This is a genomic window from Actinomadura geliboluensis, from assembly GCF_005889745.1.
GTDB lineage: Bacteria > Actinomycetota > Actinomycetes > Streptosporangiales > Streptosporangiaceae > Spirillospora > Spirillospora geliboluensis.
This window is the reverse complement of sequence record NZ_VCKZ01000309.1, coordinates 1-11112: the sequence shown is the minus strand read 5'-3', so window position 1 is coordinate 11112 and position 11112 is coordinate 1. Positions and strand designations below refer to the sequence as shown.

The following is an 11112-nucleotide window of genomic DNA, read 5'->3' as shown; positions in this document are numbered from 1 at the left end:
GTTTTTGTTTTTTTTCAAGCAGGAGACGGCATACGAGGTGTCTTAGGGTCTCGTGGGCTCGGAGATGGGTATAAGAGACAGGATTTGTAAGTAGAACCTGTTGCAGTTTCGTGGGAGCGCGCTTAGGGTCGAGTGCGTGCGGACACGAGTCACCGAACTATTCGGCATCGAGTACCCGATCTTTGCGTTCAGTCACTGCCGCGATGTCGTCGCGGCGGTGAGCCGCGCCGGCGGCATGGGCGTCCTCGGCGCCCTGCACTTCACCCCCGAGGAACTCGAGCTCGAGCTCAAGTGGCTCGACGAGAACGTCGGCGGCAAGCCCTACGGTGTGGACGTGGTCATGCCCGCCAAGTACGAGGGCGCCGACATGGGCGACGCCGAGGAGCTGCTCGGCAAGCTGCAGGGCATGATCCCGGCCGAGCACAAGCAGTTCCTCGAGGACCTGCTCGCCGAGCACGGCGTCGACCCGCCCTCGGAGAAGGCGGGCAAGGCGCTGCTCGGGTGGACGGACGTGACGGCCCGGCCGCAGGTCGAGGTGGCGCTCAAGCACCCGATCGCGCTGCTGGCGAACGCGCTCGGCCCGCCCCCGGCGGACGTCGTCGCGCAGGCGCACGAGCACGGCGTGAAGGTCGCGGGGCTCGCCTCCAACGCCCGGCACGCCCGCAAGCAGGTCGAGGTCGGCGTGGACATCATCGTCGCGCAGGGCACCGAGGCCGGCGGCCACACCGGCGACGTGGCGACGATGGTGCTGATCCCCGAGGTCGTGGACGCGGTCGGCGAGGACACGATCGTGCTGGCCGCGGGCGGCATCGGCCGGGGCCGGCAGATGGCGGCGGGCATGGCGCTCGGCGCCGACGGCGTCTGGACGGGCTCCATCTGGCTGACGGTCGACGAGGCCGACACCCCGGAGCGGGCCCTGCCGAAGCTGCTGGAGGCCACGTCCCGCGACACCGTCCGGTCCCGGGCGTGGACGGGCAAGCCCGCCCGGTTCCTCAAGACCGCGTGGACGGAGGCGTGGGAGAGCGAGCAGTCGCCGGGCTACCTGCCGATGCCCATGCAGTTCATGCTGATCGCGGACGCGCTGCCGCGCATCCAGCGGTCCGGCGACGGCGAGCTGGTGACGTTCCCGGTCGGCCAGATCGTCGGGTCGATGAACCAGGTCAAGCCGGCGGCCCAGGTCGTCTACGACCTGATCGAGGAGTACGTCGAGGCCATCGAGCGCCTCAACACGATCACCGAAGGCTGATCCCCCCGGGCCCCGGCCGCGCGCCATCCCTCCGCGCCGGCCGGGGCCTTTCGGTGCTCAGAACCGGGTCATCCAGGAGAAGGCCCGCGCGAGGACGTAGTAGACGACGCCCGCGAGGGTCCAGTTGATGTAGAGCTGCTCTTCGGGGTCGGTCCGCGTGAAGACGTCGTGGAACGGGGTGGCGAGCCAGCGGCCCGCGTCGAGCACGGCGTCCACGAGGACGTTGCCCGGGTTCGCGTCGCCCCAGGTCAGCAGCATCCCGAGCCCGAGGATCGCGGCGGCGGCCCAGCCGGCCGCCATGATGATCGCGCTGACCGGGTTCGGCCTGGTGCGCCGCCAGCGGGGCGGCTTGCGCGCGACCGTCGCGGTACCGCCCGTGCTCCGCCGGCGCCACGTCCACCGCTGGGGCGGCGCCTCTTCCGTCGTCGTCGGCCGTTTGCGTCGCAGTTGCAAGGCCATGGCGTGCTCAGTCCTTCCGTGGCTCGCTTGCCTGAGCGGTGCCACGCGAGAGGCCCGGCAAACTCCGGGCGATTTACGGACGGCCGGTAATACGCCCCCATGGCGGGCCGAGACGTGATCTTCCCCGAATGCGGGCGAACTGACTTTCGGTCCTGCTACGTTCCACTGCTTCCGCAAGATCATTTTCAATGGACGGGGATCGAGTGAAGAGCAGCAGGAAACTGGGGGTCGCGGGGGTGGCGTCCAGAGCGACGCCAAAGCCGACCAGGGGACCTCCCTCAGCGACATCGCCACGGCGCCGGACGGCACCGTCTGGGCCGTCGGCGGCCAGCAGAACGTCACGACGCGCAAGCCGATCCTCCAGCGGCTGACGGGCGGCACCTGGAAGGACGTGGCGCTGCCCGCGTCGCTCGCCCCCTACCGGCTCCAGGCCGCCTCGGCCACGTCGGCGTCGAACGTCTGGGTGGCCGCCCAGCTCAACACCTCGGGCGACTCGCACGCCCTGCTGCGCTGGACCGGCTCGTCCTGGATCCCGTTCAGCGTCCCGCTGGGGTTCCAGCCGACCGACATCGCGACGGCCGGTCCCGACCGCACGTGGGCGGTCAGCGCCATGGCGGCCAAGTACTGGAACGGCGCGGGCTGGGCCGACACCCCCGTCGGGATCAAGCCGCGCGCGGTCGCGGCCGTCTCGTCCACCAGTGCGTGGGCGGTCGGCTGGGCGATCGCGCCGGACGGCACCGCGCGGCCCGCCACCACGCGATGGAACGGCACCTCGTGGACGAGCGTCCCGTTCCCCGACATCGGTGAGACCGTCAAGGGCGAGGTCGCGTCGACGTTGCAGGACGTGTACGCGGCCTCCGACGACGACGTGTGGGCGGTCGGCACGGCGCGGATGCCGGACGGGACGGGCAAGTCGGTCTCCCGGTCGCTGCTGGCGCACTGGAACGGCACCAAGTGGGCCAACGTTCTCGGTGCTCCCGGCACCTCTCTGAGCAAGGTCGCCTCGGACGGGGCGGGCGGCATCTGGGTCGTCTCGGACGGCAGCACCATGCGCCACCGCACCGCCGCGGGCGTCTGGTCCGACGAGACCCTGACCCGGCCCGAGGGGACGACCGTCCGGGCCTCCGCCATGGCCGTCGTGCCGGGGACGGGAACCATGTGGGCGGTCGGCACCACCACCACCGACGCGACCCGGTGGGCCGACCTGGCGCACTGGACCCGCAACTGACCGCGTCTCAGCGAGAACCCGCGTAGCGGGAACCGGCATCCCGCCTCGCGCACCTCGCGCGGGGCGGGATGCCCGTGTCCGCGGCCGTTACTTGCCCTGGTAGACGGCGGGGCGCTTCTCCTTGAAGGCGCGGGAGCCCTCCTTGGCGTCCTCGGAGGCGAAGACGGGCCAGCCGATCTCGTCGGAGATTTTGAGGGCCTCCTCCTCGGGGAGGTGCTCGGTCTCGCGGACGGCGCGCAGGATCGCCTGGACGGACAGCGGCGCGCACGCGGCGATCTGGTCGGCCATCTCGCGGGCGGCGGCGAGGGCCTGGCCGTCCGGCACGACCTTGTTGATCAGCCCCATGGCGAGGGCCTCCTGCGGGGTCACCTCGCGGGCGGTGAGCAGGATGTCGAGCGCGGCGGCGTAGCCGATCTGGCGGGGCAGGCGGACGGCGCTGCCGCCCATGGGGAACAGGCCGCGCTTGGCCTCGAACAGTCCGAGGGTGGCGCCCTCGGCGACGACGCGCAGGTCGGTGCCGGTGAGTAGCTCGGTGCCGCCGGCGACGGCGTAGCCCTCGATGGCGCAGATGAGAGGCTTGGTGGGGCGGCCGTCGCGCAGCAGGCCCTTCCAGTGGTAGTCGGTGATCTGCGCGGCCCGCTCCTGCACGCGCGGGTCGGAGGGCGGCTGGCTCATCGCCTTCAGGTCGGCGCCGGCGCAGAACGTCCCGTCGGCTCCGGTGAGGATGCCGACGCGGACCTCGGGCGTGTCCGAGATGTAGGCCCAGGCGTCGGCGAGGCCGACCAGCATCGCGGTGCTGAGCGCGTTGCGCGCCTCCGGCCGGTTCATCGTGACGATGACCACGTGGCCGTCCCGCTCGACGATGCAGTGCTCGGTGCTGATCGGCAGCCGTTCCGCCATGGGTTCCTCCAGCTCAGATGTCAAACGAGAACAGATTCTAGTTAAGCCACTGCCCTACCGGTAGGGGTTGAACTACAAAACGAGAACGTGATCTACTTTGGCTGCCGGGCGCCGCGGTGTGTCGGTGCTCACTGTGGTCACTTAGGGAGATCCGATGGGGTCATTGGGCTTCTGGCGGTTGGCGCAGGCGGATCCCGAGTGGATCGCCGCCGTCGATCCGGACGGAACCGAGTACGCCGCGGGCGACCTGCTCGCCCGCTCGAACCGGCTGGTGCACGGGCTGCGCGCGCTGGGACTGGAGAAGGGCGACGGCATCTGCGGGCTCGTCCCGAACGGTGTCGAGGGCGTCGTGCTGTACCTCGCCGCGCTGCAGGCCGGCTGGTACTACACGCCGATCAACTGGCACCTGACCGGGCCGGAGATCGGCTACATCGTCGCCGACAGCGAGGCCAAGGCGTTCTTCGTGCACGAGCGGTACGCCAAGGAGGGCGCGCGGGCCGGCGAGGAGATCGAGGCGCACCGGCGGTTCGCGTTCGGCGACGTCGAGGGCTTCCGCCCGTACGAGGAGCTGGTCGAGGGGCAGCCCGACACGCTTCCCGACGACCGCAGCAACGGCGCCACGATGCACTACACGTCCGGGACGACCGGGCGGCCGAAGGGCGTCAAGCGGGCGCTGATGGGGCTCGACCCCGACGACAGCGCCGAGCTGATGACGTTCCTGCTCGGCCTGTTCGGCATCCCGCCGGGGCGTCCCGCCGGAGGCGAGCACCAGGCCCATCTGATCACCTCGCCGAACTACCACACGGCCGTCACCCAGTTCGGCGGCACCGCCCTGCAGATGGGCCACACGCTCGTCTACATGGACAAGTGGGACGCCGAAGACACCCTCAGGGTGATCGAGAAATACCGCGTCAGCAATACCCACATGGTCCCGACGCACTTCAAGCGGCTGCTGGCGCTGCCCGAGGACGTCCGGTCCCGGTACGACGTGTCGAGCATGAAGTGGGCGATCCACGCGGCGGCGCCGTGCCCGGTGCCGATCAAGCAGCAGATGCTGGAGTGGTGGGGCGACTGCATCTGGGAGTACTACGCGGCGACCGAGGGCGGCGGGACGATCGCGAGCCCGCAGGACTGGCGCGCGCACCCCGGCACGGTCGGCAACGCGTGGCCGATCAGCGAGCTGCTGATCGTGGACGACGACGGCGAGCCCGTCCCGGCCGGGACGCACGGCACGATCTACATGAAGATGGCCGGCGTCGAGTTCGAGTACAAGGGCGACAAGGAGAAGACGGAGAAGAACCGCCTCAAGGACTTCTTCACCGTCGGGGACATCGGCTACCTCACCGAGGACGGGTTCCTGTTCCTGTCCGACCGCAAGGCCGACATGATCATCTCGGGCGGCGCGAACATCTACCCGGCCGAGATCGAGAACGAGATCACCCTGCATCCGAAGGTCGCGGACGTCGCCGTGTTCGGCATCCCCGACGAGGAGTGGGGCGAGCAGATCAAGGCCGTCGTGGAGCCCGCCGAGGGCGCCGAGCCCGGTGACGCGCTCGCGGCCGAGATCCTCGCGTCGCTGGAGGGCCGGCTCGCCAAGATGAAGTGGCCGAAGTCCATCGACTTCATCGAGACGATGCCGCGCGAGCCCAACGGCAAGCTCCTCAAGCGCAAGCTGCGGGACCCGTACTGGAAGGACCGCGACAGTGCCATCTAACACGGCGCCATCGGAGACCCCCGCCCCCAACCACGTCGTCGAGTTCCCCGGCGGGTACACCCGCTCGGTCGGGCCGGTGATCGGGCGCTTCCTCAGCGAGCTGCGCGACGGCCGGCTGGTCGGCGTCCGCACGGCGGGCGGCCGGGTGCTCGTCCCGCCGGCGGAGTGCGACCCCGACACCGGCGAGGACGTGACGGACGAGTTCGTCGAGGTCGGCCCGGCCGGGACGGTCACGACCTGGTCGTGGGTGCCCGAGCCGGCGAAGGGGCACCCGTTCGACCGCCCGTTCGCGTGGGCGCTGATCCGCCCGGACGGCGCCGACACCGCGCTGCTGCACGCCCTCGACCTCGGCGTCTTCGAGGCCGGCGCGAAGCCGCCGAAGTTCCTCAAGACGGGGATGCGGGTGCGGCCGAAGTACCGCGCGGAGCGGACGGGGACGATCGGCGACATCGAGTGCTTCCTGCCCGAGGTCACCATGATCAACCCGCAGGCGAGCCTGGACTACCGGCTGAAGGGCGGGCGGGCGCTCGGCCGGTTCCTGGAGGGGATCTCCGAGGGCCGCATCATCGGGCACCGCTGCCCGGTGTGCGAGAAGGTCATCGTGCCGATGAAGGGGTTCTGCCCGCGCGACGGCGTCCCCACGTCCGAGGAGGTGGAGCTGCCCGACACCGGCACCGTCACCACCTTCGCGGTCAACAACATCCCCGACCCGCGCGCCCCCGAGGTGCCGTTCGTGTCCGGCTACGTCCTGCTGGACGGCGCGGGCCTGACGATGCTCACGCTGGTCGCGGGGATCCCGGCCGACCAGGTGCGGATGGGCATGCGGGTGAAGGCGGCGTGGCGGCCCCGCGAGGAGTGGGACCGGTCGATGGCCAACATCAAGTGGTTCGAGCCGATCGACGAGCCCGACGTCCCCTTCGAAGAGATCAAGGACTTCATGTAATGCGTGATGTCGCAGTCGTCGCGTTCGCACAGAGCCATCACAGCGGCGAGGACCAGGGGATCGCCGAGACCGAGATGGTGCTCCCGGTGATCAGCGAGATCAAGGAGCGGACGGGGCTGTCCCGGTTCGGTTTCACCTGCTCGGGCTCGTGCGACTACCTGCAGGGCGCGCCGTTCGCGTTCGTGTCCGCGCTCGACACGCTGGGCGCCTGGCCGCCGATCTCGGAGAGCCACGTCGAGATGGACGGCGCGTGGGCGCTGTACGAGGCGTGGGTGAAGCTCCAGATCGGCGAGATCGACACCGCGCTGGTGTACGGGTTCGGCAAGTCGTCCCAGGGCGACCTCCGCGCGATCATGAACCAGCAGCTCGACCCGTACACGCTGGCGCCGCTCGGCGTCGACCAGGTGTCGATGGCCGCCATGCAGGCCCGCGCGTACATGGACCGGTCGGGCGTGAAGGAGGACGACCTCCGCGCGGTCGCCGCGCGGTCCCGGGCGTCCGGCCGCGAGAACCCGTTCGCGCTGCACCTGCCGGACCCGGAGGGCGACGCCTACGACGTGGCGCCGCTGCACCCCTACGACGTCGCGCCCGTCACCGACGGCGCCGCCGCGATCGTGCTGGCGGCGGGCGACAAGGCGCGGGAGCTGTGCGAGCGGCCCGCGTGGATCACCGGCATCGACCACCGCACCGAGCCGCACGCGCTCGGCGTCCGCGACCTGACCCGCTCGGCGGCCGCCCGCATCGCGGGGGAGAAGGCCGGCGCGACCGGCATCGAGGTCGCGGAGCTGCACGCGCAGTTTAGCCATGAGGAGCTGATCCTGCGCGAGGCCCTCGGCCTGGACGACGGCGTGACCGTCAACCCGTCCGGCGGGGCGCTGTCGGCGAACCCGGTGATGGCGGCGGGCCTCATCCGGATCGGCGAGGCCGCGGCCCGCATCCACGACGGGACGGCGTCCCGGACGCTCGGGCACGCCGCGTCCGGCCCCTGCCTCCAGCAGAACCTCGTCTGCGTGCTGTCGGGAGAGAACAATGGCTAAATCCTGTGCGGTCATCGGCATCGGGCAGACCCAGTACAAGACCAAGCGGCTGGACGTCTCGATGGCCGGCCTGCTCCGCGAGGCGGCCCGCCGCGCCCTCGACGACGCCGGGCTGACCTGGAAGGACATCGACGCCATCGTGGTCGGCAAGGCGCCCGACCTGTTCGAGGGCGTCGTGATGCCGGAGCTGTTCCTCGCGGACGCGCTCGGCGCCACCGGCAAGCCGCTGCTGCGGGTGCACACGGCGGGCTCGGTCGGCGGGTCGACGGCGATCGTCGCGGCGAACCTGATCCAGTCCGGGGTGCACGAGCGGGTCCTCACGCTGGCGTGGGAGAAGCAGTCGGAGTCGAACGCGACGTGGGCGCTGACGGTGAACGGGCCGTTCACGACGTCCCTCGTGGTCGGCGCGGGCGGCTACTTCGCCCCGCACATCCGCGCGTACATGCGCCGGTCGGGCGCCCCCGACCACATCGGGACGCTCGTCGCGGTCAAGGACCGGCAGAACGCGCTGCGGAACCCGTACGCGCACCTGAAGATCCCCGGCATCTCCCGCGAGATGGTCGAGTCGACGCCGATGCTGTGGGAGCCGATCCGCTACCTGGAGACCTGCCCGTCGTCGGACGGCGCCTGCGCGATGGTGCTGGCGTCGGAGGACGCGGCGAAGAAGGCCCCGAACCCGCCCGCCTGGGTGCACGGCACGGCGATGCGGTCCGAGCCGATGCAGTTCGCGGGCCGCGACAGCGTCAGCCCGCAGGGCGGCAAGGACGCGGCGGCGGACGTGTACCGGCAGGCCGGCATCACCGACCCGCGCCGCGAACTCGACTGCGCCGAGGTGTACGTCCCGTTCTCCTGGTACGAGCCGATGTGGCTGGAGAACCTGGGGTTCTGCGGCGAGAGCGAGGGCTGGAAGCTCACCGAGGCGGGCGCGACGGCGTTCGACGGCGACATCCCGTGGAACCCGTCCGGCGGCGTGCTGTCGTCCAACCCGATCGGCGCGTCCGGGATGATCCGGTTCGCCGAGGCGGCGCTGCAGGTGCGCGGCCGGGCCGGGGAGCACCAGGTGGACGGCGCGCGGCGCGCGCTCGGCCACGCCTACGGCGGCGGCGCCCAGTTCTTCGCCATGTGGATCGTCGGCAGCGACAAGCCCTGACCTGGCAACCCTTCCGAGGCGCGAACACGACCCCAGACCCCTGCTCCCCTGGGGACGACCCCAGACCCCGAAAGAGGGACGTCCGATGGAGTTCAACCACGCTGACCTGTTCGAGGGGATCGCGGACGCGATCGGGGACCGTGTCGCCCTGGTGTGCGGCGATCAGCGGCTCACGTTCGCCGAGCTGGACGAGCACGCGAACCGGCTCGCGCACCATCTGATGGACGCGGGCGTGCGGCCCGGCCAGCACATCGCCGTCCAGCTCTACAACGGCGTGGAGTACGCGGCCGCGCTGCTGGCCGCGATCAAGATCCGGGCCGTGCCGATCAACATCAACTACCGGTACGTGGAGAGCGAGCTGCTCTACGTGTACCGGGACTCCGACAGCGTCGCGCTGCTGTACGACGTGGAGTTCGAGGACCGGGTCGCGGCGACCGTCCCGGAGGTGCCGGAGCTGCGGCACCTCATCGCGGTGGGCGGCGCGCCGTCCATCCCGGGGGCGGTCGCCTACGACGCGGCGCTGAAGGACGCCGACGGCACGCGCACGGGTTTCCCGGCGCGGACCGGCGAGGACATCTACATCATTTACACGGGCGGGACGACCGGGATGCCGAAGGGCGTCATCTGGTCGACCGAGCAGATCATCTTCGCGTTCTGGAACCCGACGGTGCCGCGCCCGTCGCGTCCCGAGGACATCGTGGAGAACGCCCGCGACGGCGGCCCGCTGATCATGATGCCGGTGGCGCCGCTGATGCACGGGGCGGCGCAGGTCGCGACGTGGATCGCCTGGTTCATGGGCGCGACGCTCGTCTACACGCGCAAGTTCGACGCGGCCGACGTGTGGCGGACGATCGAGCGGGAGAAGGTCAACTCGCTGACGATCACCGGGGACGCGATGGCGATCCCGATGGCGGAGGAGCTGGCGCGCGGCGACTACGACACGTCCTCGCTGTTCGCCTACGTCTCCACGGGCGCGATCTTCACGGGGACGGTCCGGGACCGCATCCAGGAGCTGCTGCCGAACGTGATGATCCTGGACCGGTTCGGCTCGACGGAGTCGGGCTCCACGGCCGAGGCGGTCGCGGGCTCCACCCCGGAGAAGGGCCTGCGGTTCGCGCCGGACGTGGAGAACGTCACCGTGCTGGACGACGCGCTCCAGCCCGTCAAGCCGGGGTCGGGCGTCATCGGCCAGGTCGCCCGCACGGGGCACATCGCGCAGGGCTACTACAACGACCCGGAGAAGACGGCGAAGACGTTCCCGGTGGTGGACGGCAAGCGCTGGCTGCTCACCGGCGACATCGCCACCGTCGAGGAGGACGGGTCGATCGCCGTGTACGGGCGCGGCTCGCAGGCGATCAACACCGGCGGCGAGAAGGTGTTCCCGGAGGAGGTCGAGGCCGTCCTCAAGGGGCATCCGGCGGTGTACGACGCGGTGGTGACCGGCATCCCGGACGAGCGCTGGGGCAACCGCGTCGCCGCGGTGATCCAGGCGTCGGGCGACGTGCCGTCCTCGGAGGAGCTGGACGCGCACTGCCGGCGCGAGCTGTCGGGCTACAAGGTGCCGCGCGTCTACGCGTTCGTCGGCGAGATGAAGCGCTCCCCGGCGGGCAAGGCCGACTACCGGTGGGCGAAGCAGGTGGCGGAGGAGGCCCAGTAGGCGGGAAACGGAAGCGCGTAGAGGTCGGCCCCGAACCTTCGTGGGATTCGGGGCCAGGAGCGGACCTCTGTTAGTGGTCCTAACAACGACCATGGTAGGGGTGACCTGGGAGTGCCTCGCCCGCCGGGGCGTGAGTCCTGCGCCACACGACGCGCCGCCCCGGGTGGTTTCTGACCGGATGCGGCCACTAGGCTCTCTCTAAAACGGAGACGTGGCGGAAGAGGTGGGCGTGGCGACCCGGGACCCGGACCGGTTGGACGAACTCCAGCGGGCGATGCAGCGCAGCACCATGTTCACCGTGCTGCTGCACCACACGACCGCGAGCAAGGCGGGCCTGAACGTCACCGACGCGCAGTGCGTGAGCGCGCTGGTGCTGGACGGCCCGCAGACCCCGGGGCAGCTCGCGCAGCTCATGGGCATCACGACCGGCGGGGCCATCACCGCGGTCATCGACCGGCTGGAGCGCGCCGGCTACGTCAAGCGCACCCGCGACCCCGACGACCGCCGCCGCGTGATCGTCGAGCTGGTCGAGGAGAACGTCGCCGAGTTCGGCCGCTACTTCGATCCGATCGCGCGCGCCTTCTACGCCCGCCTCTCCACCTACAGCGACGAGGAGCTCGCCGTCCTGCGGCGCTGGATCCACGAGAACAACGAGGCGATGCCCGCCATCATCGAGGAGATCCGCAACCTCCCCTGACCGCGGGGCCGGTGTCAGGGGGTGAGGCGGCCGCGGAGCAGGGCCATCAGGGTCGCCTGGACGTCGGTCAGGGGGCGGGCG

At 70.9% G+C, this 11112-nt stretch carries 10 protein-coding genes; 8 read left to right on the top strand and 2 right to left on the bottom strand.

From position 1 onward, the window contains the following. The first annotated feature begins 136 nt into the window (after positions 1-136). Positions 137-1246 (top strand): NAD(P)H-dependent flavin oxidoreductase, encoded by a 1110-nt coding sequence (locus tag ETD96_RS32115; protein ID WP_138640243.1) that lies wholly within the window; start codon positions 137-139, stop codon positions 1244-1246. A 57-nt stretch (positions 1247-1303) separates the two neighbouring features. On the opposite strand, the gene ETD96_RS32110 is transcribed toward ETD96_RS32115, so the two are convergent. Continuing rightward, positions 1304-1705 (bottom strand): hypothetical protein, encoded by a 402-nt coding sequence (locus tag ETD96_RS32110; protein ID WP_138640242.1) that lies wholly within the window; start codon positions 1703-1705, stop codon positions 1304-1306. A gap of 391 nt (positions 1706-2096) precedes the next feature. Here ETD96_RS32110 and ETD96_RS32105 point away from each other — a divergent pair, with 391 nt between their 5' ends. Next, on the top strand, positions 2097-2933 hold the full coding sequence (locus ETD96_RS32105; protein ID WP_138640241.1) for a hypothetical protein: 837 nt from the start codon (positions 2097-2099) through the stop codon (positions 2931-2933). Between the two features lie 87 nt (positions 2934-3020). Here ETD96_RS32105 and ETD96_RS32100 read toward each other — a convergent pair whose 3' ends face one another. After that, positions 3021-3833, bottom strand: coding sequence for a crotonase/enoyl-CoA hydratase family protein (locus ETD96_RS32100; protein WP_171069332.1), 813 nt, complete (start codon positions 3831-3833; stop codon positions 3021-3023). 154 nt (positions 3834-3987) lie between these two features. Between ETD96_RS32100 and ETD96_RS32095 the strand changes: the two genes are divergently transcribed. The 6 genes from ETD96_RS32095 (at position 3988) to ETD96_RS32070 (ending at position 11031) form a co-directional block, all read left to right on the top strand. Continuing rightward, a complete protein-coding gene (locus tag ETD96_RS32095; RefSeq protein WP_138640240.1) occupies positions 3988-5547 on the top strand; it encodes an acyl-CoA synthetase in 1560 nt (519 codons plus the stop codon). Next, the gene (locus ETD96_RS32090) at positions 5537-6490 is read left to right on the top strand and encodes a Zn-ribbon domain-containing OB-fold protein (RefSeq protein WP_138640239.1); all 954 of its coding nucleotides are present in this window, start codon (positions 5537-5539) and stop codon (positions 6488-6490) included. Before ETD96_RS32095 ends, ETD96_RS32090 begins: the two co-directional genes overlap by 11 nt. Continuing rightward, positions 6490-7527: a thiolase domain-containing protein gene (locus ETD96_RS32085; RefSeq protein ID WP_138640238.1), complete on the top strand. Its 1038-nt coding sequence runs from the start codon at positions 6490-6492 to the stop codon at positions 7525-7527. Before ETD96_RS32090 ends, ETD96_RS32085 begins: the two co-directional genes overlap by 1 nt. Further along, positions 7520-8677 carry a thiolase domain-containing protein gene (locus tag ETD96_RS32080; protein WP_138640237.1) on the top strand — a complete coding sequence of 386 codons (1158 nt, stop codon included), beginning with the start codon at positions 7520-7522 and terminating at the stop codon, positions 8675-8677. Before ETD96_RS32085 ends, ETD96_RS32080 begins: the two co-directional genes overlap by 8 nt. Positions 8678-8762: 85 nt before the next feature. Continuing rightward, positions 8763-10334, top strand: a complete 1572-nt coding sequence (locus ETD96_RS32075) for an acyl-CoA synthetase (protein ID WP_138640236.1) — start codon at positions 8763-8765, stop codon at positions 10332-10334. A 211-nt stretch (positions 10335-10545) separates the two neighbouring features. Continuing rightward, positions 10546-11031: a MarR family winged helix-turn-helix transcriptional regulator gene (locus tag ETD96_RS32070; RefSeq protein WP_138640235.1), complete on the top strand. Its 486-nt coding sequence runs from the start codon at positions 10546-10548 to the stop codon at positions 11029-11031. Positions 11032-11112: the final 81 nt, after the last annotated feature.